General features: G+C 62.2%; 17 protein-coding genes and 1 pseudogene. 9 read left to right on the forward strand and 9 right to left on the reverse strand.

Annotated features, from left to right (window positions below):
- The first annotated feature begins 10 nt into the window (after positions 1-10).
- The 5 genes from V6943_RS18045 (at position 11) to V6943_RS18065 (ending at position 10,905) form a co-directional block, all read left to right on the forward strand.
- A complete protein-coding gene (locus V6943_RS18045) occupies positions 11-883 on the forward strand; it encodes an isochorismatase family protein (RefSeq protein ID WP_197445103.1) in 873 nt (290 codons plus the stop codon).
- Positions 880-3,975: an amino acid adenylation domain-containing protein gene (locus V6943_RS18050; protein ID WP_340554934.1), complete on the forward strand. Its 3,096-nt coding sequence runs from the start codon at positions 880-882 to the stop codon at positions 3,973-3,975. Before V6943_RS18045 ends, V6943_RS18050 begins: the two co-directional genes overlap by 4 nt.
- A gap of 11 nt (positions 3,976-3,986) precedes the next feature.
- Positions 3,987-4,745 carry a 2,3-dihydro-2,3-dihydroxybenzoate dehydrogenase gene (dhbA, locus tag V6943_RS18055; RefSeq protein WP_445324153.1) on the forward strand — a complete coding sequence of 253 codons (759 nt, stop codon included), beginning with the start codon at positions 3,987-3,989 and terminating at the stop codon, positions 4,743-4,745.
- A 155-nt stretch (positions 4,746-4,900) separates the two neighbouring features.
- Positions 4,901-9,463 carry an amino acid adenylation domain-containing protein gene (locus V6943_RS18060; protein WP_340554935.1) on the forward strand — a complete coding sequence of 1,521 codons (4,563 nt, stop codon included), beginning with the start codon at positions 4,901-4,903 and terminating at the stop codon, positions 9,461-9,463.
- A complete protein-coding gene (locus V6943_RS18065; RefSeq protein ID WP_340554936.1) occupies positions 9,460-10,905 on the forward strand; it encodes an amino acid adenylation domain-containing protein in 1,446 nt (481 codons plus the stop codon). Before V6943_RS18060 ends, V6943_RS18065 begins: the two co-directional genes overlap by 4 nt.
- Positions 10,906-10,943: 38 nt before the next feature.
- Here V6943_RS18065 and V6943_RS18070 read toward each other — a convergent pair whose 3' ends face one another.
- From V6943_RS18070 to V6943_RS18100, 7 genes are all read right to left on the reverse strand, one after another.
- Positions 10,944-11,888 (reverse strand): iron-siderophore ABC transporter substrate-binding protein, encoded by a 945-nt coding sequence (locus tag V6943_RS18070; RefSeq protein ID WP_340554937.1) that lies wholly within the window; start codon positions 11,886-11,888, stop codon positions 10,944-10,946.
- Entirely contained in the window at positions 11,885-12,736 is an 852-nt protein-coding gene (locus V6943_RS18075; protein WP_340554938.1) for an ABC transporter ATP-binding protein, read from the reverse strand. The genes V6943_RS18070 and V6943_RS18075 overlap by 4 nt, the downstream gene beginning before the upstream one ends.
- A complete protein-coding gene (locus V6943_RS18080) occupies positions 12,736-13,779 on the reverse strand; it encodes a FecCD family ABC transporter permease (protein ID WP_340554939.1) in 1,044 nt (347 codons plus the stop codon). Before V6943_RS18080 ends, V6943_RS18075 begins: the two co-directional genes overlap by 1 nt.
- Positions 13,780-13,781: 2 nt before the next feature.
- The gene (locus V6943_RS18085; protein ID WP_340554940.1) at positions 13,782-14,819 is read right to left on the reverse strand and encodes a FecCD family ABC transporter permease; all 1,038 of its coding nucleotides are present in this window, start codon (positions 14,817-14,819) and stop codon (positions 13,782-13,784) included.
- A 56-nt stretch (positions 14,820-14,875) separates the two neighbouring features.
- A complete protein-coding gene (locus V6943_RS18090; RefSeq protein WP_340554941.1) occupies positions 14,876-16,879 on the reverse strand; it encodes a TonB-dependent receptor domain-containing protein in 2,004 nt (667 codons plus the stop codon).
- A gap of 60 nt (positions 16,880-16,939) precedes the next feature.
- Positions 16,940-18,157, reverse strand: coding sequence for an MFS transporter (locus V6943_RS18095; RefSeq protein ID WP_340554942.1), 1,218 nt, complete (start codon positions 18,155-18,157; stop codon positions 16,940-16,942).
- Positions 18,158-18,374: 217 nt separating this feature from the next.
- A complete protein-coding gene (locus V6943_RS18100; protein ID WP_340554943.1) occupies positions 18,375-20,114 on the reverse strand; it encodes a glycoside hydrolase family 5 protein in 1,740 nt (579 codons plus the stop codon).
- Positions 20,115-20,636: 522 nt separating this feature from the next.
- Between V6943_RS18100 and V6943_RS18105 the strand changes: the two genes are divergently transcribed.
- Complete coding sequence (locus V6943_RS18105) at positions 20,637-21,776, forward strand: aminotransferase class V-fold PLP-dependent enzyme (RefSeq protein ID WP_340554944.1); 1,140 nt, start codon at positions 20,637-20,639, stop codon at positions 21,774-21,776.
- Positions 21,777-21,998: 222 nt separating this feature from the next.
- A complete protein-coding gene (locus tag V6943_RS18110) occupies positions 21,999-22,217 on the forward strand; it encodes a hypothetical protein (protein WP_177493025.1) in 219 nt (72 codons plus the stop codon).
- Positions 22,218-22,383: 166 nt separating this feature from the next.
- On the opposite strand, the gene uvsE is transcribed toward V6943_RS18110, so the two are convergent.
- Positions 22,384-23,412, reverse strand: a complete 1,029-nt coding sequence (gene uvsE, locus V6943_RS18115; RefSeq protein WP_340554945.1) for a UV DNA damage repair endonuclease UvsE — start codon at positions 23,410-23,412, stop codon at positions 22,384-22,386.
- 168 nt (positions 23,413-23,580) lie between these two features.
- On the opposite strand from uvsE, the gene V6943_RS18120 reads away from it, so the two are divergent.
- Both V6943_RS18120 and V6943_RS18125 read left to right on the forward strand, forming a co-directional pair.
- Positions 23,581-25,551 carry a DEAD/DEAH box helicase gene (locus V6943_RS18120; protein ID WP_340554946.1) on the forward strand — a complete coding sequence of 657 codons (1,971 nt, stop codon included), beginning with the start codon at positions 23,581-23,583 and terminating at the stop codon, positions 25,549-25,551.
- 82 nt (positions 25,552-25,633) lie between these two features.
- Positions 25,634-26,254 carry a glutathione S-transferase gene (locus V6943_RS18125; protein WP_340554947.1) on the forward strand — a complete coding sequence of 207 codons (621 nt, stop codon included), beginning with the start codon at positions 25,634-25,636 and terminating at the stop codon, positions 26,252-26,254.
- Positions 26,255-26,260: 6 nt separating this feature from the next.
- Here V6943_RS18125 and V6943_RS20535 read toward each other — a convergent pair.
- Positions 26,261-26,358, reverse strand: a pseudogene (locus V6943_RS20535) (LysR family transcriptional regulator); the annotation flags it as partial.
- Between the last annotated feature and the right edge of the window lie 32 nt (positions 26,359-26,390).

A 26,390-nucleotide genomic window follows, 5' to 3' on the forward strand; every position in this document is an offset into this window, starting at 1 on the left:
GATTCGCTTCATGGCTATTCCCACTTTGACGCCCTACAGCCTGCCCAGCGAATGGGCCGCGAACAAAGTCCAGTGGTCGGTCGATCCTGATCGCGCGGTGCTGTTGATCCATGACATGCAAGGCTATTTCTGCGACTTCTGGGGTGAAGACAGCGCCTTCATCGCCGCGCTGGTGGCACGCCTGGCGCTGGTTCGCGAATGCTGCAAAACCCTGGGCATTCCGGTCGTATACACTGCGCAGCCGGTCGAACAGGCCGCCGCGGATCGGGCGCTGCTCACCGACATGTGGGGCCCTGGCATTACCCAGCATCCCGAGCGCCAGGCCATCGTTGCCGGGCTGGCGCCTGCTGCCGACGACACCGTGCTGACCAAGTGGCGCTACAGCGCTTTTCAGCGCTCGCCGCTGCAACACATGATGGCTGAGCTCGGCCGCGATCAGTTGATCATCGGCGGAATCTACGGGCATATCGGCTGCCTGATGACGGCCTGCGATGCCTTCATGCGGGACATCCAGCCTTTCATGCTGGCGGACGGCATCGCTGATTTTAGCCAGGCCGAACACCTGATGGCACTGGACTACGTGGCAACGCGCTGCGGGCGGGTGATCCGCTGTCGTGACGTGCTCGACCTCGGTAAGCCACAGGCATCGCTGCCGACCCGTGAAGCACTCGAGGCGCGGTTGCTGGCGATGCTCGACGAGATGGACGAGCCGTTCGATCCCGACGAGAACCTGCTCGATTACGGTCTGGATTCGATCCAGATCATGTCGCTGCTCAGCGAATGGCGCGAGCAGGGCCTCGAACTCAGCTTCACCGATCTGGCGAAGACGCCGACGCTCAACGGTTGGTGGACGCTTATTCGTGAACACGGGGGTGCGCTATGAGACCGCTGGGTATCGCTCAGCAGGGGCTCTGGTACGCCTACCTGCTCAACGAAGACCGCGCCATGTTCAACACCGCCGAGTGCATTGCCTTCGCCGGCAAGATTGATGCAGCAGCATTGACCACTGCGGTGCAGCAAGCAGTGCGCGAATGCGAGGCATTGTCCGGTCTGTTCGTTGCCGATGAAGAAGCGGTGCTTTTCAAACCTTGTGAATTGCCGGTCGAGGTGCGAAAAGTCCAGGTGCCGACGGGCGAGGAGGCCGAACGCTGGGTGCGCGATTGGGCCATGCGTGACATCCGCGTCGCGCTGGATCTCGAACGCGAGCTGCCGTGCCGCTTCGTGTTGCTGCGGGCTGATGAAGGTGATTTTCTCTACAGCTGCGTGCATCACATCGCCCTCGACGGTTATGGCACCAACTTGTTGTACCAGCGAATCGCCGAGCTTTACGGTGCTGCGCTGAAAGGCGAAACCGCGCCGCCTAGCGGGTTCGGTCGTTATAAAGATGTGCTAAAGGAGGACGCAGAACGGGACGCCCAGGGCCGCACCGCCGCCGCGCGCGGCTACTGGCTGGAAACGTTGTCACGTATGCCGGAGCCTGTGAGTTTCAGCGAGCGCAGCGCGCCCATCTCCGCCACCTTCATTCGTCACGGCGCGACATTCCCAGCGCCGCTGTGGCAAGCCTTGAACGAAGTCGCCGATGCCCACAGCATCGGCTGGCCGGATCTGCTGTTGGCCGGCGTCTCGGCCCAGCTGCGGCAGGTCAGCGGCAGCCGGGCGCAGGTTCTTGGATTGATGGTGATGAACCGCATCGGCTCGGCGGCGTTCAACGTGCCTTGCATGCAGATGAACATCGCGCCCTTGTGCCTGGATTTGCCGGATGACGCTGATCTCATCGGCTGCGCGAAAGCCATCGGCAAGCTGCGCCGCAGCAGCCGCAAGCACCAGCATTACCGTTACGAATCGTTGAGGCGCGACCTCGGCCGAGTCGGTGGCGAACAGCGCCTGTTCGGCCCGCTGATCAACATCATGCCGTTCGACCGTCCGCTAGCGTACGGTGATTGCCCGGCCCGCACGCTGAACCTCAGCGCCGGCCCGGTGGAAGACCTGACCCTGGAAGTGCAGGTCGGCGCAGACGGCATGCCGGTGCTCGATTACGACGCCAACCCGGCCTGCTACAGCCTGGAGCAGGTGCGTGGCCTGCAGGAAGAACTGTTCGGCCTGCTCGAATGCTGGCTGGCCGCGCCGCAGCAGCCGCGCGACGTGTTGCTCGACGAGCTCTATGCCGTGCGGCGCGCCTGGCAGCGCCTGAGCGCGCCGGCTGTTGGCAACCTTGGGCAGCCGGGCAGTGTGCTGGATGCGATACGCCAGCAAGCGCACGCCCAGCCGGAACGTATCGCGCTGATCCAGCATGAACAGGCGCTGAGCTACGGCGAGCTGCAAGCGCGTGCCGAAATGGTTGCCGCAGCATTGGTGGAGCAGGGCATTCAGCCGGGCGAGCGGATCGGAATGATGCTGAGCCGGTCGCCGCTAGCGATTCTGGCGCAGCTGGGAGTTCTGCTGGCTGGAGCGGTATACGTACCGCTCGATCCGGAGCAACCAGCGGATCGCCAACGGCTGATCTGCGCGAGCGCCGACCTTGCGTTGGTGATTACCGAGGCGGTCTACCGCCACAGGCTTGCCGATATCCATCGCGGCCCGATCCAGCTGATCGGCCTGCTGACCTCGGCCAATCGCGAGTACCGCCCACGCGATGGCGATGCGGCCAGCTACCTGATGTTCACGTCCGGCTCCACCGGCACGCCGAAAGGTGTGGAAGTCAGTCATCGAGCACTGGAGCACTTCGCCGTGGCGGCGCAACAGCGCTACGGGATCACTCCGACTGACCGGGTGTTGCAGTTCGCGCCGTTCAACTTCGATGCCAGCATCGAGGAGGTCTTCGTCAGCCTGTCCGCCGGCGCCACGCTGGTGTTGCGCACCGACGCGATGCTTCAGTCGATGACCGCTTTCGTGGAAAGCCTGGAGCAGCAGGCAATTACCGTCGTCGATTTGCCCACGGCGTTCTGGAACGAATGGGTCGTCGCACTGCGCAGTGACCAGGCGCGGATTCCCGCGCCGCTCAAGACGGTGATCATCGGTGGCGAAGCGGTGTACCCGGAGCAGCTGGCCGCCTGGCAAGGCATGAACCGGCCGGATGTGCGCCTGATCAATACCTATGGGCCGACCGAAACCACCGTGGTCGCCACCACTTGCGATCTGCAGCGCATCGACCCCAACCGCGAGCAGTTGCCCATTGGCCGGCCGCTGGCCGGCGTCGAGGCGCTGATTCTCGATCGCGGCGATCGCCCAGCATTGGAAGGCGAGCTGGTGTTGTTCGGCGCTCAATTGGCCAACGGCTATCTCAACAGCGATTCGCCGGCATTTGCCCATCTGCGTATCGGCGATGAGACGGCACGGATCTACCGCACCGGTGACCGAGTGCGACTGGTGGACGGGGAACTGGTGTACCTCGGTCGGCTGGACAACGAATTCAAGATCAGCGGCTATCGCATCCAGCCGGGCGAAGTCGAGGCCAGGCTGCTGGCACTCGATGGCGTCGACGAGGCCTGCGTGCTGGGCTTGGAACTGGGCGCCGGCGTGCGCCGGTTGGTGGCTTTCGTCGCTGGTCCGCGCGACGACATTCGCAGCATCAAGCGCGAACTGAGCGAAGTGTTGCCCGCCGCGATGGTGCCCACCGATTACCGTCACTTTTCCGCCTTACCGCGTACCGGCAGCAACAAGCTCGACCGCAAACGTCTGCACCAGGAATACCTGGGTGGCGCTCCGGAGCGCGCCTTGAGCGACGAGGCCCAGCGCCGGGTCAGCGCCATCTGGCAGCAGATTCTCGGCGTCAGCGGCATTCAGCCTGAAGACAACTTCTTCGAACTCGGCGGCCAATCGTTGCAGACCATCCAGATCGTCAATCGTCTGGGCGCCGAATTCGGCGCTGCGATGAAGGTTTCGGATGTCTTCGATCATCCGCAATTGGCGGACTTCTGCAGCTTCCTCGACAGCCGCATACAGCAGCGGGAAGAGCAGGTGGAAATGGTTTGGTAAGGGGCAGGCAGATGAACGATCAGATGGATTTCAGCGGTAGAAGCGTCTGGGTCACCGGCGCCGGGCAGGGCATCGGCCGCGCGGTTGCCGAGGGATTCGTGCGGCTGGGCGCACAGGTCACCGGTTTCGACCGAGCCTTTCCGGAACGGGATTACGGCTTCACCCCTTACGTGCTCGATGTCAGCGATGCCCACGCCGTGCAACAGGCCTGTAGCGAGCTGCTCGGCGCGCAGCAGACGGTGGATGTGTTCGCCAGTGTCGCCGGAATCTTGCGGCTGGCGCCCATTGAGGAGTTGAGTTCGGCCGATTGGGACGCGTCGATGCGGGTAAATGTCTCCGGTCCCTTTTATCTGCTGCGCGAGTTGATACCGCGCTTCAAGGCGCAGGGGCACGGCGCGGTCGTCGCCGTGAGCAGCAACGCGACCCACGTCCCGCGCATGCAGATGGCCGCATACAGCGCGTCCAAAGCGGCGCTTTCCAGCTTGATTCGTACCGCCGGCCTGGAGCTGGCGGAGCACGGCGTGCGCTGCAATTTGGTTTCGCCAGGTTCCACCGATACCGCCATGCAGCGCGGTATGTGGCACAGCGAAGATGCCCGCGAACGCACCATTGCCGGCTTCCCGGAGCAATACAAACTGGGCATTCCGCTACGCAAGATCGCCACGCCCGAGGAGGTTGCTCGCACGGTGCTGTTCCTTGCATCCGACCTGGCCAGCCACATCACCCTGCAGGACATCGTCGTCGATGGCGGCGCCACCCTGGCAGCCTGAAAAACTTGTTCAACGTCTCGCGAGCTAGAGGCCTGCAAGGCGAAAACAGGCGAGGGCGCGCAGTTTACGAGCGGTAAATGAGCACCCGAGCCTGTTTTCAACGCAGCAGGCCCGACGCGCAGCAGACGTTGAATAGATTTTGAGAGGTTAAGCAGATGCACAAGAACATCATCGGCCTGCTGAAGCACCTGGCTCAGCAGGGGGTGCAGCTTGCACTCAACGAACAGGGACAACTGGTTTCCCAATCGAGCAAAGACGCCGTCACGCCCGCCCTCGGCCAGCAGATTCGCGACAACCGCGACGCCATCATCGAATGTCTGCGCGCGCGACAGTCCTTCGAGGCGCCGATCGCACCGTGGCACAGCAGCGCCGGGCCGCTGTCCTCGTCGCAGAGCGGGCTGTGGTTCATCGAGCAGTACGAGCAGGACTCGCAGCTGTACAACATGCCGGTGTTCTTTCGGTTGACCGGCGAGCTGGATGTCGCGGCGTTGGCGTTCGCCTTCGATGCGCTGGTCGCCCGCCACGCCAGTCTGCGTACGCGCTTTCAACGCAGCGCCGAGGGGCGCGGCGAGCAGGAGATTCTGCCGCACAGCGGGTTTCAGCTGGTGTACGAGAACCTGAGGGATCTCGAATCACAGGCACGTGCGGAACGCGTGGCGCAGCGGGTACGCGAGGAAATCCAGCGCCCGTTCGACATCACCAGCGGCAAGCTGACGCGGGTCAACCTGCTGGAGCTGGGCGAGCGCGAGCATCTATTGATGATCAACCAGCACCACATCATCTCGGATGGCTGGTCGGTGAAGAATATGTTCGCTGATCTGAAGACGGCATTTCTTGCCTACCAGAATCGCCAGCCGTTGAGCTGGGACGAACCGCCGCTGACGTACATCGACTACGCGCACTGGTTCAACTCGCCGTTGTTCCGCGATTACCACGAGCAGTTCAAACCCTTCTGGGTCGAACGCCTGGCTGGCATTCCCGAGGTACACAGCCTGCCGCTAGACAAGCCACGGCCGGCCCAACCGGCCAGCGGCGGCGAAGTGGTGTTCTCGACTATCGACAACACCTTGTGGGAGCGCTTCAAGCAGCTCTGCCAGCACCATAACACCTCGCCCTTCATCGGCCTGCATGCGTTGTTCGCGCTGTTGCTGGCTCGGCACTCCGGTGAGCGCGACATCGTGGTCGGCACACCGCTGGCCTATCGCGAGCGAGCGGATATCGAGCCGCTGGTGGGCTTCTTCGTCAATACGCTGGTGCTACGCACGCAGCTGCCCGAGGCGCAGTCTTTCGTCGACTATCTGCGCCAATGCCGGACGGACGATCTGCGTGCCTTCGATCACCAACTCTATCGCTTCGAGGCCTTGAGCGAAGCGTTGGGCATGGACCGCCACACGGCGATCAATCCGATTTTCCAGATCATGCTGGTGTACCAGGCGCGGGTGGATTTCAACGACCTGATTCCAGGCTGCGACGCGGTGGAGGAGACCTCGCCAGTGCTGCCGGCCAAGACCGATATCTCAGTCAAGGTCACCGAGTTGATGGATTCGGTCCGGGTCGACTGGCTCTACGCCACGGCGCTATTCGAGCGTAGCAGCGTCGAGGGTTATGCCAGCCGGTTGCTGCGCCTGCTCGAAGCGGTGGTGGTCAACCCGCAACAGGATATCTGGCAGCTGCCGATGCTCGATGAGCCGCTGCTGACGCAGACTGCTCGGTGCCTGAACGAACTGCCAGCCGCTTATCCCGACGGAGTGACGGCCTTGTCGTTGTTCGAGGACATGGCCCGAACGCACCCGTCTCGACCCGCGTTGCGGCAGGGCAAGGGCAGCGTCAGTTATGCAGAACTGGATGCACGCGCCAACCGCTTGGCCCATTGGTTACGGGCTCAGGGCTGCGCTGCGGGTGAGCTGGTCGGCGTGCTCGCCCGTCGTGAAAATGCCTTTGCCGTCGCACTGCTCGCCAGCTGGAAGCTCGGCGCCGCCTACGTCCCGCTGGATCCCGATTACCCTCAGGAACGGCTCTCGCACATCATGCGTGACGCCAATGTCCGAACCATTGTTGGCCAGGGCGCGGCGCCCTTTGCGCTTGAGGCGGACCAACGTTGGGTGGACCTTGGATGTGCCGAGGTTCAGGCCCAACTGGATGCGCAATCCCCAAATTCGCCATTGAGCGAACACAATCCTCAGCGACTCGCGCAGGTGATCTACACCTCAGGCTCCACCGGCGTGCCGAAAGGCGTGATGGTCGAGCACGGATCGCTGGCGAACCTGCTGCTGGACCACGGCCGCCGGCTGGATGTCGCGCCGGGAGATCGCATGCTGGACTGCATGTCGCTGTCGTTCGACGCCGGCAACATGTGCGCGCTGGTCCCGCTCGTCCACGGTGCCTGCCTGCTCTGGGCCGACCCCGGCGAGGGCCTGCTGGATGAGATCGAGCGAACCGAAACCACCCACATGATTTTTGCCACGGCGCTGTTGGCGACGCTGCCGGAACGCCCGTTGCCGGCGATGAAAGCTGTGGGCTTCGGCGGCGAAGCCTGCCCGCCGGCGATTCCGCAACGCTGGGCAAGTCAGTTCCGCCTGATCGACATGTACGGCCCCACCGAGGCCACCGTGACCGCGCTGACCAAGCCGCTGGTGCCAGGCAAGCGCCTGACCATCGGCGCGCCCATCGAGGGCATGCAGGCGGTGGTGCTGGACCGGCACGGCGCGCTGTGCCCGGTCGGCGTGCCCGGCGAACTCTGCTTGGCCGGTCTGGGCCTGGCTCGCGGTTATCTCAACCAGCCGGAGCGCACCGCCGAGGCCTTCCGTGAACAACGCGTGGCCGGCGTACAGGTGCGCCTGTACCACACTGGCGACCGCGCACGCCTATTGGCCACCGGCGAATACGAATACCTGGGTCGCCTCGATGCGCAGATAAAACTACGCGGTTACCGCATCGAGCCGGGCGAGATCGAGGCCCAGCTGTACGCCAGTTGCCCGAGCTTGCAGGAAATCAAGGTGATCGTCGCCGGCCGGGCAGCGCGCCAGGCGCTGGTGGCCTACGCCACCGTCAAACCCGGCGAGCCCATTCCCGAGCCGGATGCCGTATTGCAGGCCGTGGCGCGGCGACTGCCCGAATACATGGTGCCGCTGAAATTGATGCTGCTCGAAAAAATGCCGCTGACCGCCAACGGCAAGCTGGATCAGAAGCGCTTGCCGCCGGTGGAACTGGCTGCGACAGAACAGCGGGTGGCGCCCGTCGGGGAGCTGGAGCGCCAGGTGTTGGATATCTGGCAAGGCGTGCTGGAGCAACCGCTAGGCGTGGAAAGCGATTTCTTCCGGCTGGGCGGCGACTCCATCCTCAGCATTCAATTGGCAACACGTCTTCGCGACGCGGGTTACCCCTGCAGCGTCAAGGAAGTGTTCGAAGCCAAGACCGTGCGCCGACTCTGCCGAGTGCTGGCGGGCTCGCGCGAGGCGCAGGCGGTCCGCGCCGAGCAGGGCCTTCTCGCCGGTGACTTCGCCTTGCAACCGATCCAGCAATGGTTCTTCGAGCAGCCATTTGCCCGCCCGCAGCATTGGAACCAGGGCGTGGTGCTGCGCCTGCCCGGCGACGTGGGGACGGCGCAGCTGATGGATTACATGCGCCAGCTGCTGCAACAGCACGACGCGCTGCGCCTGGTCGCCATCCCAACCGGTCAGTGCTATCAGCAATACCTACCGTTAATCGAGCCTGCTCATCTGGATGCGGCTGCACTGGACGCAGTCGGGCTTCAGCAGGCATTAACCGAGCTGCAGGCGCACCTGGACCCGGCCAGTGCACGGACCTTGGCCTGGGCGCTGATCGATGGTTTGCCGAACGGCGCACGTGGGCTGTTCATCGCCTTCCATCACCTGGTTATCGATGCCGTGTCCTGGCGCATCCTGGTGGAAGACCTGCAGCGGTTGGCGCGCGGTGAAACCTTGTCCGACAAAACCAGCAGCTACCGACAATGGGGCGAAGGGCTGGCGGCCTATGCCCAGCGTGCGGAGGCGCAGCTGCCGTACTGGCGCGGACAGATCGCCGGGATGAACTACCGCATCGCCGCCGATTGGTCGTCACAGCCGGCCGAACCGCAGCTGTTGCAATTGGACGAAGCCATCACGCGTCAGCTGACTCAGTGCGCCACTCGGCATTTCGCGGTGGATGTTCGGGAGCTGCTGCTGGTGGCGCTGACGCGCGCGCTGGTGGAGCTGGGGCTCGGTGAGCAGCACTGGATCATGCTCGAGGGCCACGGGCGTGAGGCGATCGATCCCGCGCTGGACGTCAGCCGCACGGTGGGTTGGTTCACCAGCATGTTCCCGGTCGCGGTGCAGAATCAGGCGGACTGGCCTGGTTTGATACGGCATGTCGCCGAGCAGTTGCGTCGGGTCCCGGACAAGGGCGTCGGTTATCTGCCGCTGCGCAGCCACCCGGCCCACCGCGACAGCCTGCCGCTACCGCCGGTGGCGCTGAACTATCTGGGCGTCTATCAGAGCGGGGCAGGCGACTGGCAAGCCTTGCCGTTGCAGCCTGGCAATCCAAGCGAGGCCGACAATCTGTCCGCCGAGCTGATCAGCCTGCACGGCGGCGTCTTCGACGGCCTGCTGACGCTGCGCCAGATCGGCAGCCTGCGTGAGGATCTGAGCGCTCGTCTGCTGACGTCTATGCGTGACAACTTGCAGGCGCTAGCAGTGCTGGCCGAGGACGCTGAGCGATGAGCACGATCAACGCGCATTTCGCCGATGTGTTTGCCCGCCACGCCGCGCGACCCGCTCTGGGTTGTCTCGGCGCGAGCTTCAGCTATGCCGAGCTGCACACGCGGGTTGCGGCCATCGTGCTGCAACTGCGTGAACGCGGGCTGGTCGCGGGTGACCGCGTAGGGCTGCATTTGAATCGTGGTCCGGACCTGATCGCCACGCTGTTGGCCTGCCTGCATGAGGGGTTGTGCTTCGTGCCGCTGGAGCCAGACTTTCCTTTGGAACGGTTGCAGGGCATCGCAGACGATGCGCAGGTGCGCTGGATCATTCAGGACGAGCAGGCGCCGCGGGCGCTGACACCGTCCTTGCGCTTGCAGCCCGGGCTGGCGCAGATGCCCGAGCCGCCGCGGCTGGATGAGCGCGTACCGGCTTATATGATGTTCACCTCCGGCTCCACCGGAAAGCCCAAGGGGGTGATCATCGAGCGCGCCGCACTGAGCAATTTTCTGAACGCCGCAACCCGGCGTATCGGCGTCAGTACGGCCACGCGCTGGCTGTTCACCACCACGCCGGCATTCGATATCGCTCTGCTGGAGATGCTCGGCCCGCTGTGGTCAGGCGGTTATGTGGAAGTGGTCTGCGCGCCAGCGCACAAAGACCCGGTGGCGTTGCTGCAACTGCTCGAGAGCCGCCCGGACCTGAACACCCTGCAAGCGACCCCGGCATTCTGGCGGATGCTGCTCAAGGCCGGCTGGCAGGGCCGCGCCAAATTGGTTGCGCTATGCGGCGGGGAAGCTTTGGATGTGGACCTGGCGATGCGCCTGGGCGGTATGGTGGGCCAGCTCTGGAACTGCTACGGCCCCACCGAGGCGACCGTCTGGTCGATGATGTCGAGCGTCGAGCTGCCGCTCGGCGAGCAAGGCGTGCGGCTCAGGCAGTCGCTGGATGGCTATCGGCACCTGGTGCTGGATGAGCAAGGCATCGACGTTGCGCCGGGCGACGAGGGCGAGTTGTGCATCGAAGGGCCGTCGCTGGCGCAGGGCTACTGGCAGCGTAGCGACCTGACCGAGCAGGCCTTCATTGCATGGCAGGGCCGGCGCCTCTACCGGACCGGCGACCGGGTGCGGCGTATCGGCGAGGATGAGTTCCAGTATCGCGGCCGTCGCGATGATCAGATCAAACTGCGCGGTTTTCGCATCGAACTGGGTGAAATCGAAGCGAGCCTACGTCGCATCGATGGTGTGCTGGAGGCTGCGGTGCGGCTGCTGGGGGAGGGCGATGAAGCCTGTCTGGTGGGCTATGTGGAACTGCGCAACGCTGGCCCGACTCGGTTGGAGATTCGCCGGCAGCTGCAGCGCGGTCTGCCGCATTACATGATCCCGAGCCGTATCGTGCTGCTCGATTCGTTGCCCAAAACCGCCAGCGGAAAGATCGACCGCAAGCGTTTGCCCGAGCCGGTGTGAACATTGTTTCAGCGACCCCACGGGGTCGCTGAATGCGATCAATCCTTCGCGACCGGCTCGGCATCGGCCTTGCCAACGATCCCCTCGATGTCCTCGATCACCTGCATGGCCGCCATCGGGCCACCAACCGAGGTCCATAGCGAGCCGTCGACCGCGCCGAAGCGTTTGGTCTGGATGGCCGAGAGCTGACGGAACGCAGCGGTTTCCTCGGCCTGGCGCATGGCTTCGACCGCTTCACCACTGGTCGCCAAAGTGCCGATCACCAGCCAGTCGGCGTCCAGCAGCTCCAGCGACTCCAGGCTCAGCGCCATCGAATGCGTATGGCCGGCGTCCTGCTGATGCGCCGGACGCACCAGGCCGACATCCTTGGCAACGGTGCTGGCGAAGGAGTCCTTGAACATGTACGACGGACCCTTCGGGTTCCAGCGCACGATGCTGAAGGTTTCGCCCTGATGATCGCTCAGCCGCTCGCGAGCCTCGGCGGTACGGGCTTCATAACGCTGGAGAAATGCTTGGGCTTCGGCATCCTTGTTCAATATTTGAGCTGTGCGCTGCATGCTTTGCTGCCATGGCTGCCCCCAGTTGAAGGTGACCGCGGTCGGCGCGATCTCGTTGAGGATGGCCAGCTGCTCCGGCTTTACCGGGCCGGTCAGGATCAAGTCGGGTTGCAACTCCAGCAGCGTCTCCAGGTTGGGGTTGTCGAGATCGCCGACCACCTTGATACCGGACGGCAGCTTGCCTTCCAGATAGCGCGGCGGTACCGCCTGGCCACGCCCGTTGACGGTGCCGACCGGTGTCACACCGAGGGTCAGCGCGGTATCCAGGTCGATCTCGCTGAGGGTAACGACGCGCTCGGGCGTAGCCGGGACGGTCACGCTGTTGCCAAGGGCATCTTCGATCTGGCGGTTTTCGGCATGAGCGTTGAGAGTCAGCACGGCGGTGATCAGCGCTGCGGTTAAGCGCCAGGGGTTTCGTTTGATCATGGGGTCGTGTCCTGTTGAGCGAGTTCATGCACCGCAGGGGTGCGAGTGGCCGATGGGGTGGAAGCGGAAAGCGAACGGCGGCGCGGCACGATCACCGGTGCGCCGTCGCCGGGCGCGGGGAGGATGTCCACCTCTGTCTGGTAGAGGCGGTCCACCAATGCTTTGGTCATCACCTGGCGAGCCGGGCCCATGGCCTGGATATGGCCGTCGGCGAGCGCAATCAACTCGTCGCAATAGCGGGCGGCGATGCCCAGGTCATGGATGACGATCAGCACGGTGCGGCCCTCGGCAGCGATCCGGTGCACGGCTTCCATGACTTCAGCCTGGTGACCGATGTCCAGCGCGCTGGTGGGTTCGTCGAGCAGAATCAGGTCGGTGTTCTGCGCCAGGATCATGCCCAGCCACGCGCGTTGCGCCTGTCCGCCGGAGAGTGACGAGGCCTGGCGATGCCAGATGGCGTCGAGTTGCATCGCCGCTCGCGCACGGGCGACCTGGCGGGCGTCTTCCTCGCTCCACTGGTTGAACCAGCCCTGGTGCGGATGGCGACCGTACTGCACCAACTGTTCGACGCGAATCCCCTCGGCCATCACCGGTCGCTGCGGCAGAAAGGCTAATTGGCGGGCCAGGCTTTTCATCGAATGGCGGAGCAGAGGCTGGCCGTGAATCTCGATCTCTCCACGCTGCAACGGCAGCTGGCGAGCCAGCAATTTGAGCAAGGTGGATTTGCCGCTGCCGTTGGGCCCGACGATGCCGATCAGCCGACCTTTGGGAAGGGAAAAGGACAGGTCGTCCAGAATCACCTTGTCCTGATAGGCGAAATGCAGGTTTCGTACGCTCAGTACCGTCATCAATCGGCCCCTCGTCTGTCCTTCAATAGCAGGCCAAGCAGCAGAATGCCGCCAAGCAGGCGCGTCATGATCCCGGTGGGGATTTCCTCCGGCTGCGCCAATACGCGTACCAGGGTGTCGCTGCCCAGCAATAGCACCGCACCGCAAATAGCAGACAGCCAGAGCGGGGCGAGGTTGTCGCGCGCCAGCCACGACGCGAGGATCGGTGCGGCCATGGCGATAAACACCACCGGCCCGCCGATCGCCGTGCCCAGTGACGCCACGAGAATCGCCAGACCGAGTACGCCGAGTTGCACCAGCGGCACCCGTATGCCGAGGTTATGTGCCGTGGCATCGCCGAATCGCAGCAGCGCCAGCGGTCGGTTGAGCAGCGCCATCAATGGGCACAACAGCAGCAGTATCAGTGCGATGGGGCTGACCGTTTGGTAGCTGATGCCAGCGAAGTGGCCCATGGTCCAAAGGTAAATGCTGCCCAGGTGCACCAGCGGTTGGGTGGACATGGCGAAGTCGCCCAGCGCGCCGAACAGTTCGGACAGCGCAATGCCGATGACGATGAACAGATAACCTTGCTCGCCGGGGCGACGGCATAGGGTAAACAGCGCCGCCGCGGCCAGCATTGCGCCCAGCGGCGAAGCCCACCAGGGCCAACTGCCGAGCGTGAGATAAAGGGAAAAGCCCACCACCGCCAACGAGGCGCCTTCGTTCACGCCGATCATGTCCGGCGTGGCCAGGCGATTACGCACCAGCGTCTGGATCAGGCACCCGGCCATGCCCATGGCGAAGCCCGCGACGATGGCTGCGGCAACCCGTGGTAAACGAATCTTGAACAGCATGATTTCGTTCAGCTTGCTGCCATGGCCAAACAGGGTCGCGAGCACATCGCGCATGCCCATGTGGCCGGATCCGAGGCTGATGGCGAAAACCGCCAGCGTTGCCAGCAACAGGGTAAGCAGGCCGCACATCAGCCAGTTGCGACGATGCAACAACAGGCTCATGCCGCCCAGGCGCAGCGTCCAAACGCCGCTGGGAGTGATTGACGTCATGCTTACCTCACCGTCAGCAGAGAACGGAAACCGCCGCGCAGCACGATGGCGATCAGCGCCGGCGCGCCCAGTGCGGCCAACAAGGTGCCGACTGGCAGCTCGAAAGGTTGCAGCAGCCAACGCGCGAGCACGTCGGCCGCCAGCAGAAAAAGCATGCCGAACAGCGTCGAGAACACCAGTTGACGCAGCAGCGCGACCGGCTCGATCAGCCTTGCGCAATAGGCCGCGAGAAAGCCGACGAAGCCGACCGGGCCGGCGAGGGAAATTGCGCAGGCGGTGAGCAATGTCGAGGCAACCAGTACACCCAGGCGCACCCAGGTGGTGTGAATGCCCAGCGCCCGCGCCTGGCTGTCGCCCATCTGCATCAGAGTCAATTGCCGGCAGAGCAGGGCAGCCAGGAACAGGCCGATCACGGCGACCGGGGCCACGGTACTCACGGCGTCCAGGCTGGAGGCCGACAGTGATCCTAGGTTCCAGAAACGAAACTGCTCCAGCGCCACGCGGGTCTGGAGCAGCATGAAGTTGGAAAGCCCGCCGAAGATCGCGCCCAGCGCAACGCCGGCGAGGATCAGTTTCAGCGGGCTGGCTTGGCCAAGCATCAGGCCAACGCCCAGCACCACGAGATTCCCCAACAGCGCGCCGGCACCGGACCACAGCAAATAACCGCGAGTGGACTCGACGCCGAAGAAGATCAGGCCGATCACCAGCCCCAGCACCGCACCGGCATTGACACCGAGCAGACCGGGCTCGGCCAGCGGATTGCGCGTCGCGCTTTGCAGCAGCGAGGCGGCAATTGCAAGACTGCCGCCGACCACCAGAGCCGCCAGGGTGCGCGGCAGGCGCAGGGTTTCGACCACCAGCGCGAGCTTGTCGTCCGCCACGGCAAGTGGATCGCCCAGCAGGTAATGCAGCACTTCGACTGCGCCGTAAACGCCGGCACCGGTGCTCATCGACAGGATCAACAAGCCCAGCAGCAGCCCGCCGCCCCCGAGGAGCACCGCTTGCTGGTAGTTGGGGAGTACCGCCTCGGTTCTGGTCATTGTCGCGCTGTAGTTCTCCAGGTAGTCCGGCGACGGGAGCCGCCGGGGCAGGTGGGTCAGATGTCGTAGCTGAAGCCGACGAAAGCCGTGCGTCCCATGAGGATGTGATCCACGGATTGGGCGACTTCGTCGCGCTTTTCGTTAGTGAGGTTGTTCATCCCAGCGTTGAACGTGAGCTCGTTGGTTGCATGGAACCGAGCGCCCACTCCCAAGGTGTGGAAGGCATCGGAACGCTGGCTGTCGGCAAGAGCCGGAACGTACACCATCTGGCTACCGGTGTACTGATAATCCAGATTCAGGTCGAGTTGGGGCAGCGCGCGCCAGTCGAGCCCTATATTGCCGACGTGCTTTGGCGTGTAATCCAGCTCATCGCCGGTGTCGCGGTCCTCGCTGTCGGAGTAGGTGTAGTTGGCGCGCATCGACAACGCATCGCTGAGGGCGTAGCGGCCCTGCAACTCGTATCCCTTTATGCGCGCCTGGGACAGGTTGTAATAGCTCAGTTCGGAACGCAGCGGGACGGGGCGGCCCAAGGTTGGGTCGAATACCAGGCGGGTGGTCTCGGTGATGATCAGGTCTTCGATGTCGTTGTGGAAGAACATCACACCGGCTTCGAGCCGTTCGTCCTGATACTGGGTGCCGAACTCATAGCTGGTGGACGTTTCAGGCTTGAGATTCGGATTGCCATACACCGTGCACAGACCACGGCAGGCCAACACGCCGTAGCTTGGGTCGGACTGGGAGATGCTCGGCGCCTTGAATGCCTTGCCGGCGCCGCCCTTGATGACCCAGCTGTCGCTCAGGTTGTAGACGCCGTAGGCACGCGGGCTGAACTCGCTGCCGAAGGTTTCATGGTGATCCCAGCGTCCGCCGAGTGTGATATCCAGATCACCGAGCGAGAACTCGTCTTGTAAATAGATAGCTTTCTGGTCTACCTCAGTGTCAGCTCCGAGGTTCTGATTGTGGGTAAGCTCGGTGCGGCGGAATTCGCTGCCTAGCGTTAGCAACTGATTACCGAGAAACGCACTGACCTGGCCATCGACGGTGTGGTTGGTCTGGTTAACGTCGCCTTCGACGCCACGCATATTGGTCATCAACTCAGAATCGTCCATGAGCTCGACGTCTTCGTAGTAATAGCGCAGGCGTGTGTTGAACCCGTCCCATTGCCCGTTATGCGTCAGGCCCAGCGTCCAGCGATCCATTTCCTGCACATTGGTTGTAAGGGGCTGCGGCGCGCCGGCGTTGTTCCAGCGCGCCTTGCGGTCATCTTCCCGATAACTCATATCCAAATCCACGGTCTGACGCTCGTCCAGAATCCAGCTCAATGTCCCCATCGCGCTGACGTTCTGGCGCTTTTCGGCGGCGTCGCTGCCCTCAAGTCGCAGTTGGTCCGATTGCCAGGCGGCCTGATCGGTCGTATCCAGGATCAGGTTGCCGAGCAGCTTGTCCTCCACGAGAGCGCCGCTCACATATCCGCTGGCCTTGTGGCTGTCGCCCGAGTTCCCCTCGGTCGGGTGTTCATAGCTGTAGGCGACGCCGGCCTCGGTCTGGTTGGTCGGTTGCCGCAGGATGACGTTGATCACGCCGCCCATGGCATCGGCGCCGTAGAGAGAGGTCATCGGGCCGCGGATTACCTCGATGCGCTCGACGGCGGCTACAGGAATAGCGGAAAGGTCGAAGTCGTTGGCGTAGTTGGAGGTCAGCGCGTCGCGTGAATTGATACGACGGCCATTGACCAGCAGCAGGGTGTAGTCTGAATCCAGCCCACGAATCTTGATTTCCTGGCGACCGTAAGTGGACGACGGATTGAGATGCACGCCCGGCAGGTATTTCACCGCATCGGCCAGGTTGTAGACCGGCCTCTTTTCCAGCTCTTCGCGGGTCACGACCGACACGCTGGCCGGGGCGCTGAGCTCACTGTGCGCAGTTTGTGTGGCGGTGATGACTTGCTGCTCCAGTGCCACGGGCTCGTTCGCCAGTGCGGCGAAAGGCAGAAGGCTGGCCAAGACGGTAAGGGATAGGTGACGAGGGCGGCTGATGCCCTGGTTGCTTACGATAGTCATTGCATGCTCCGTTGCTGCTCGGTGTTTCGAAATGGACTCATCACGTATCCCTCGGCGGGTTCATCCCGCCTGTTGTTCTGCTGTTGCTGTCGGGTTTGCGTCGCGCTGTTTGATGCCATGGATCAGGTACAGCACGCCCAGACCGGCCACGATGCCCAGCACTGCGTAGAGCGCTGCCAGCTCTTCGAAGCCGAGTAGTTGATGCTGTGGCCCTTCGGTTAGATAGCGCGCTGAAAGCAGGCTGCCGAAGCCGGCTGCGATATTCGAAACTGTCCCCTGAAACGCCATGAACGCGGCACGCTGGTGCGCCGGCGGAATTCCTGCGGCGATGGTCATGGTGCTGTTGCTGCGCACGGCGCTCAGCGCCATGAACAGGGTGAAAACGACGTAGAGCGAAATGCCCAGCGGCGCAGCGAAACCCAGCAGGGTCACCAGTGCTAGGCTGCCGCTGCTGACCAGCGCGACCGTCACGGTACTGCCGCGATCAATCCAGGCGCCGCCAATGCGCATCGCCGCGATGCTCGCCAAGCCACCAAATAGATAGAGCAGGCCCAGGTTTTCGCGGGGGAAATCCACGTTGAACTGGAAGTAGGTGGCGAAGTGCGGCACCAGGAGGAAATGCCCGAACATCTGCAACGTGGTGATAGCCAGCGCCGCCAAACACAGGCGCGAGGCAAGCAACGGCCTGATCGAACCCGAAGGACGATGCGATGAAGCCGGTGCGGGAAAGAACAGCTGGCAAAGCAGCGCCAGAAACAAACCGGTGCAGCCGAGCAGCACGAAGGGCGTCGTCCAGTTCCAGCGCATCGAGCATTCCAGCGCCAGAGGAATGACCAGAATCGCTGCCAGGGAAAACCCCATTCCGATGTAGGCAAGTTTTCGGCCGCGTTCGGCTGGCGGAATCAGATCCAGCATCGTGGCCATCAGGATCGCGCCCATGGGCCCGGCGACCAGCCCGGAAAGTACGAACAGCGCGATCAATTGGGTTGGGTCGGCCGCCAGCGCGCAGCTGAACAGCAAGGCAAAACGCAGCACCAGCAAGATGATCAGCGCGCGTTTTCGGTCGAAGCGATCCAGCCATGGGGCTGCGATAAGTGCACTCAGGGCGGCGGCGAGGGTGGCGCCGCCACTGATATAGCCGACGTGGCTAGCCTCCATTCCAAGGTGACGCACCAGATCCGGACCAAGCGGCATGACCATCATCAGGCTGCCCAGCGACAGCATGTTGATCAGCATCGCAAGGTGGACGGCGATCCTCGACTTGTCGGCAACATTCATAAGGTGCGGCACGCTCTGTTGGCAGGCGGGCAGCATCCTAAGGCATCGCAAACGCCATATCAAACACAAATCGTTCGCATTTATATTTTTACTAGGACAGGACGGTTCTCAGGCATATCGGCCTGGGGCATCTTCGCCAGCGAAGTGCAGGCGTGCTCAAACAAAAGGCCTGACACACAGGGTGTGCCAGGCCTCGGCGGACGTAGCGAAGCGGAAATTACATCGGTTCGCCAATGGCCGCGCAGTTGTTCGGTGTTGCGGCGTGCTTTCTCAGGATCGGCAGCTGCGGTTGCTCGGCGCCTCCCGATACGTCCAGCGCGAGGATGTACTTGCCCCACCACGGACCGGCAGCCCAGTAGGTGAGCGGTACGCAATTGTCACGCAGGTAGCCCAGCAGGTTATCCATCGCGACGATGGCATCGGGCGCATAGTTCGGGACGCCCATCTCGCCGATGAAGCCGCGCAGGTTGTTGGTTCGCAGCCAATCCACGAATGGCTTGGCGCGATTGATGCCTAGATCCGGTGCGAAGGTTTCGGTCTTGTCGACGTACATCCCCGAGGTATCGCGATCGAGGTACATGTGTGCTTCGAAGATCAGGTTGTTCTGTGGATCGCGCATCCAGGGATCGGCGATGAGCTGAGTGTTGGATTGCGGCCAGTGCCATGCGCTGGAGAAACGGTCGCCGGCGACATAGATCCAGTTGGTCTTGTCCACGGTGCGGATCTCTTTAGCGGCGGCCAGGGCTGCTTCAGGCCAGAGCCCTTTGGTGTTCGGCTCGTTCATCAAGCCATAACCGCTCAATGCCGGATGGTTGCCGACTTTCAGTGCGATTCGCTTCCAAGTATTAGCGAACGACTTGATCGGCACGTTTTCAGAGCCGATCGGCTGCTTGTAGTAGCGGTAATAGTTGTGCATGTCGAGCACGACCTTGACGCCGTGCTTCTGCGCGAAATCGAGCGATTGGGTGAGCAGAGCCAGTTGCGCGGCGTCCAGCTCGGTATCCAGTTGCGGCTGTATACGCTCCCAAAGGAACGGCAAACGAACCAGCTTCAACCCTTGCTCGGCGTATTTCTTGTAATACGACTCGGCCGGATAGATGTAGTTGGTGCCGTGCTTGCCGGGCAGCACCGACGGCCCGAAAGCGGCGCCGGACAGCGCGACGCCTACCAGTTGCACGGGCTCGGTCGTTGTAGGTGCGGCATCTGCGATCGGATCGGGAGACAGGGCTGGGCGGGACGTCGGAGCCGCGACCAGGCTCAGCTTGTTCGGGTAGCCAATGATGTTGCCGTCGAGCACGGGACCGTCCATGAATACGGTCAGCGCGCCGCTTGCAGGCTTGATAGAGGTGACGGTGCGTACCTGGCCGTCCGCCGTGCGTACCGATGCGCCGACGACGAAGGCCGCGCTGTTCTGCGCGGTAGCAGCGACCGAAACGCCGGCCGATGCTCGCCAGGAGCCATTCAGCCAATAGCTGTTGGTGAATTTGTTGATCAGCGCAGCGTGGGTTGGCGCTGCGACCGGCGGGCTATCCGGTACGGTGACGTCCGGCTTCGGGCTTGCCATGTTGCTGACGCTGAGCCGGTTGGGATAACCGATCACGCTGCCGTCCAGCACTGGCCCCGTCAGGAAGACCGTCAACGCACCGCTGGCGGGTTTGACCGAAGTGACGGTGCGTATCTGGCCATCAGCTGTTCGTACCGAGGTGCCGACACGAAAAGCGGCGAGGTTCTGCTCTGTGGCAGCGACCGAAACGCCAGCCGATGCGCGCCAGGAACCGTTCTGCCAATAACTGTTGGTGAACTTGTTGATCAGCGCCGAGTAGGAGATCCCTGACGTGCTGGTGCTGCCAGCGGCTGCCGCGCTGACATTGCTGTTAGGGAAAAAGCTCAGCAATGCGGCCAGGGCGATTGCAGACATGAGGCCTTTACGGGCGCTTGGAAAAACTGTGACGGACATTTCGGCTCACCGTGACTATGAACGTCCAAACGCGATACACGGGACGTAGTGACAGGGAGGTTGATCAATAAGAGGGCTGCCCACGGAGGCGAATTTCCACAAAGACCGAACCAGAGGCGAGACGGGACCCAGGGGGCTCTTCGTCTCGCTGGCGCTTTTATAATTTGTTTTTCTAATGATTTAAACAGCTGAAGACAGAATGTCGTCGCCAATAAATTGTCTTTTTAAACAGATGGTAACGTTTGTCATCCGTCGATAGGCAGTTCCCGTAAGCCAACACCGCATGGACGGCGCCTCTTGGAGTTTGCGGCGCCATTTTTTTGAACGACACACCGTACGATTCGTTTAGGTTTCCGATAAATGGTAGGAACTATTCGGGTCGGCACACCGTGGCTGTTTCGCTACCGATTTTCTCATCGAAACTACGAAGGGTTATCGAATAGAGTCGGGCTTTGTAACGCTTGTAATGCATTCCGGCTTCGGGCAGGGTCGATGCCAGCTCTCTTGCTGCGGAGTGAACCCATGTCAGACCTTTTTTCTCGTATCGATCCCGATGGATTGATTGAATATTCGGTCGTGTACACCGACCGTTCGCTAAACCATATGTCCCGGTCGTTCCAGACTGTCATGAACGATATCTCCACCACACTCAAATCCGTCTACAACGCCCACGCGGTCGCTGTGGTGCCGGGCAGCGGTACGTTCGGTATGGAGGCGGTGGCGCGTCAGTTGGCGCATGGCCGCAAATGTCTGGTGATTCGAAATGGCTGGTTTAGTTACCGCTGGACGCAGATTTTCGACATGGGTGGAATTCCCGCATCGTCCACCGTGCTCAAGGCGCGGCCGCAGAGCCAGGCTTCCCAGGCTGCATTTATCCCGCCACCCATAGATGAGGTGATCGCAACCATCGCCGCGCAGAAGCCTGATCTGGTGTTTGCGCCTCATGTGGAAACTTCGTCAGGGATGATCCTGCCGGACGACTATCTACGTGCGGTGGCAGATGCCGTGCATGCGGTTGGCGGGTTGTTCGTTCTCGATTGCATCGCCTCCGGCGCGCTCTGGGTGGACATGCAGGCAAGCGGCGTCGATGTGCTGATCAGTGCGCCGCAGAAAGGTTGGAGCGCTTCGCCTTGCTGTGCGCTGGTGATGCTCAGCCAGGCTGCGCAGTCTCGTGTCGAAGCGACCCAGAGCAGCAGCTTCGCCTGCGACCTCAAGAAATGGCTGCAGATCATGCAGGCTTACGAGCAGGGCGGGCATGCCTATCACGCGACCTTGCCGAGTGATTCCTTGATGCGTTTTCGCGACGTCATGCTGGAAACACGGGACTACGGCTTCGACGTCCTTCATGCCGACCAGCTGGAGCTGGGCCGGCGGGTGAGGGCACTGCTGGCTGAAAAAGGATTCAGAAGCGTTGCGGCCGATGGCTTCGAGGCGCCAGGCGTGGTGGTCTGCTACACCACTGACAGCGAAATCAGGAGCGGCAGCAAGTTTGCGGCGCAGGGTTTGCAGATTGCCGCTGGCGTCCCCCTGCAATGCGACGAGCCAACCGACTTTCAGACCTTCCGCATCGGCCTGTTCGGATTGGAAAAGCTGAGAAACCTGGACCGCACCGTCGAGATTCTCCGGCGCGCGCTGGACAAGATTCTCGGAGCGGATCGTTGATCCACTGACATCAAACGTCGCCGCGTGTCGCCATGGCTGGATGTGACGTCACGGTGACGGCACTGCTGATCGATCCGTGGGCGTTAACGGAACTCTCGGAAAAAATCGCTGTAACCGGCGTGCTAGACACATTAATGACACAAAAATATGGTTGCGCATGCGCGCAGGGTAGCTACGCTGAAGCTTGTACAAGGCGATTAAAACAACAAAGAGGGGCTCAGTATGATCAACAACCAGAATGCTCAGGTCGTTGCACTCGAATTGTGGCGCTTCTGTGCACATTGCATGGCCATACTCGTCGTCGTTGGAGCTGTATTGATCGGGTTCCTTGGATCCTGGGACCTCGCGCTCAAGGTGGGCGTGCTGCCACTACTGGCCCTTGTGGCCGCCGACGCGCTGGCCAAGCGCAAAGAACAGGAAATTCTGCTTCGAAACTTCTGATCCCATGATCACCCTGCGCAAACCGACACGGGGCTTGCGCAGGGTCAACGAGTCCGAGTACATGCCCAGCCGGGGCATAGGCGCAAACAGTGATTCTCATCCTGCGCCAATCCCGATTTCCAGAAAACCCAATACTGATTAGTCAGCCTTGCATACCGCCACGGCATCATGGGTCAACGCTGTCCGCCAGATAATCGGTGTAGTAATCCAGAGCAGCAAGATTCTTGTCCTTGGCCTCGAACATCATGTCGAAGCGGTCCAGGAATTCGCGGGCGTACAGGTTGGTCCAGTGATTCCACATGCGCTTGCTGTGGCTGTAGAGATCGCGCTTGCTGACGTGTTGGAGGAGGGTCAGCATCTCCAGCTTCTGTTTCGGTGAAAAGCCACGTTCAATCAGGCTTTCGGGTGGCTGCGAGTAGTGCATGGCTGGGCGCACACCGCGCCAACTGTCGATGATTCGGGCAACGCGTGGGTCATGCGGGTCGATGTAGCGTTCCTCATTGATCCAGCAATGATGGATGTCCAGCACCACCGGCGCGAGGTCTGAGAGTTGCAGGCAGTCGTCGACCCCGTAGGTCTTTTCTTCATTTTCGAAGGTGATGCAGTTTCGCGCTTCCTGCGACAGGCGCGGCCAGACCGTGCGAATCCCATCGACGCCCAGCCGCCCGGCGATATGCACGTTGCACTTGAAGTCCTGAAACTGCCGGCCAAAGCCCATCATGCGAATCATGTCGGCGTGATATTCGAATTCCGCCAAGCTGTTTTCCACCACCTGCGGCTTGTCCGAGCCGAGCACGCAGTACTGCCCTGGGTGTAACGAGAGGCGGATGCCCAGCGCCCGAGCGCAGTCACCGATCTGCGCAAAGCCCTTCTCGATCACATCCCGCACCTCGGTCTGGCGATAGAAATCGGATGCTTCCGGATGGCTGTAGAAGGGCAGCAGATCGCTGCTCAGCCGTAGCATGTGCAGCTCGTTCGGCAGCGTCCCGACGTATTCGAGTAGCCGCAGCTGCGCAGCCAGGTTGTGTTCGATGATGCCGTTCAGCTTTTCGCGAGCCGCGTCCTGGGACACGCTGTTGAGCCAGCGCAATGTGGTCGAACGCGGGTTGAAGGCACGCTCGATGGCCTCCAATTCCTTCAGCGATTCACTGTGGCCGGGATGGCGATACATGCAGGCGAAACCGATTCTGTGCATAGAAACCTGAGCAGCCGGTTATATGGATGAGATTCCATTTAGTGACCCGCACGCGCGCAGAGGTGCGGAGCAACCGACGAACGCATCGCGTCAATTTGCGTTGGGAAGCCAGACGTCAACGAAAAACCCTTACCATATCAGCCACTTGTTCATGTCTGGTTGATCGTCATGTTGTCTGCCGTCAAACGCTACAAGCGCCTGGTTTCGGGAGCATTGGCGCGTTGCTTTCCACGCACCTCGGCCTATTTGCAATCGGAAGAAGAGTTGATCCTGCACCGTTGGCCCGGCTCCGTTCCCAAACAGGCCGGCAAGCGAGTCGCCAAACACACCGGCAAGCCGCCCGCCGCAGTTGGTCGCAAAGTCAAGCAAGCAGATGCAACCGCCAAACCCAGAGCGAAACCCCGCAAGCCCGCCAGCGAAGGCATCTACGGGCCGGCGAAACTGTCGGTCGAAGATCAGCAGATCCAGGCGATGCGCCTGCGAGTTGGCCGTGCTGTCGACGCCGGGGTGATCTGCGCGCCGTCCGAGGAACAATGGGCGATGATCCTCAGCGACAGCCCGGTAACGCGGATCTTCGCCGGTGCCGGCTCGGGCAAATCCACCACGCTGGTGCTGCGCGTGGTGTTCATGCTCTGTCACCTGGAGATCCCACCGGAGCGGCTGACGGTGATTTCCTTCACCAATGCCTCCTGCACGCAGCTGCGCGAGCAGTTGGTGCGAGTGCTTGGCTTCTGGAACTTCGCGTTCGACCCCGCTAGCGCGCGCCAATGCGTACGGACCTTTCATTCGGCGATGGCGGTGCTGACCAAGGACGTGCTGGGCAAACCGGTCTGGTTCGAACAGCTGGACGAAAAGGGCGCCTCGCCCACCGAACTGGACAATCCGCTGGCCGCCTCGCGTTTGCGACCGGCGCAGCAGCGGCTGCTGAAGCAGGCCTACCAGAGGTGTTATGCCGAAGAGGAAGGCTTCCGAATATTGGTGCACCAGTTGCTCGACCTGCCATCGCCGGTTACCGACCAGCGCAAAACGCCGAAGGCGCCGCTGGATGCGTTCAAGCTGGCGGGCGAATTCGTCGCTGTCCCGCTGTTCGAAGCGTTCTATGCGCAGGCGGGTTTCATCGAGAGCATCGGCATCCGCATCGAACAGATGCAGACCAGTCGGATGACCTGCTCGGAACGTGAACGCTGGTTCATCGATGCCCTGGTCCTGTTCTGGAAGCATTTCCAGACCGCGCTACAGGCGCAGGGGCTGATGACCTTCAACGGCGCGTTCCAGCTGCTCACGCAGCGGCTGGCAGCAGGCGGGACGGGAGCCGACGCGCTGGCGCCATTCAGCCATTTGCTGATCGACGAGTTTCAGGACATCTCACCGCAGATCGTCCAGTGGTTGCAGGCGACGCATCGGTCGTTGGCCGGTCTGGGCGAGCCGATCAGTCTCATGGCTATCGGCGACGACTGGCAGTCGATTTACGGCTGGCGCGGTAGCTCGCCAGAGCTGTTCATGGATTTCGACAAGTATTTTCCTAGCAAAGGCGCGTCGAAGAAGAGCCTGGTGCTGATGCTGGAAACCAACTATCGCTCCATCGAACCGATTATCCGCGATGGTGAGGCGGTGCTGGCCGGCGTCGAGTTCAAACAGAACAAAACCAGCAAAGCCGGCAAGGCCACTCAGCCAGGCGATCACGGGGTGAAGCTGGTGACAGGCTTCGACCTGAAAGCCCGCCTGCCGGACCTGATCAGGCAGATCGAGGCGCAGTGCGCGCATGTCGAAGCCCGGCCAGACGCCGATCGCAACGCCGTGCTGGTGCTGAGCCGACGCAACGAGCCGTTGCGCGCCATTCAGGCCAAGCTGGACAAGAAGTTGCCGGTCAAGACCTACACCATTCACCGCGCCAAGGGATTGCAGGCGGAGGTCGCGATCATCGTCGATGACTGCTCACCGCCGGAAAAGCACCCGCTGCGCAACGCACTGTATGCCTATTCAGGTTTTTTCCGAAACAGCTATGACCAGGCCATGGCCGACGAGAGTCTGCGCCTGGCCTATGTGGCGATCACCCGGGGCGTCAGCCGGGTGCTGTGGTTCACCCAGAAGGCGCAAGGCGCAACGCGTTTGCTCAAGGCGCGAAGAAAAGCCCTCTGAGCGGCTTGAACGTTGCGGGCGACATAAAATGCGCTAGGGTTTGGCCCCGGCGATGAACGCCGAACCGACGGAGGACGATTGCATGTTGAAGCTATGGGGCCGAATCAATTCGACCAACGTGAGGAAGGCGCTCTGGTGCCTCGAAGAGCTTGGCGTCCCTTACACCCGCGTCGATGCGGGAGGCGCATTTGGCGTGGTGGGAGAAGCCGAGTACATCGCAAAGAATCCGAATCGCCTGGTGCCATGCCTCGAAGACGGCGAGCTGGTGCTATGGGAATCGAACACCATCGTTCGCTACCTCGCCGCACAGTATGGCGAGGGCACGCTCTGGAGCACCGATCCGCGCCAGCGCGCCGGCGCTGACAAATGGATGGATTGGGCGACCTCATCCCTGGCCACATCCTTCCGCCCGCTGTTCTGGAACGTCGTGCGCACCGCCCCGGAAAAGCGGGACATGACCGCCGTGCAAGCAGCGCTGGAGGAGTGCGGCAAGCTGCTCGCCATCGCCGACCGAGCCTTGGCAGAGCAGCCGTACCTGTCGGGTGATTCATTCGGCATGGGCGATATCCCCCTAGGTTGCTTCGCCTACGCCTGGTTCGAGATGCCCATCGAACGACCAGACCTGCCGCATCTGCGGCACTGGTATGAGCGGCTGCAACAGCGCCCTGCGTATCAAACCGCGGTGATCACGCCCTTGACCTGACAGGCCTTAGCGACTGACGGCCTCGCTATTCAGCCAGTCGAAGAAGGCTTTGACCGGTGGGTGCCGGTCACGCCCGGTACGCAGAGCGTCATGTAGGTTGCGCCGGGCATGGTGGCTCCGGCGCGGTCGGACCAGA

Source organism: Pseudomonas sp. CBC3, from assembly GCF_037967085.1.
In the GTDB taxonomy this organism is placed as follows: domain Bacteria; phylum Pseudomonadota; class Gammaproteobacteria; order Pseudomonadales; family Pseudomonadaceae; genus Stutzerimonas.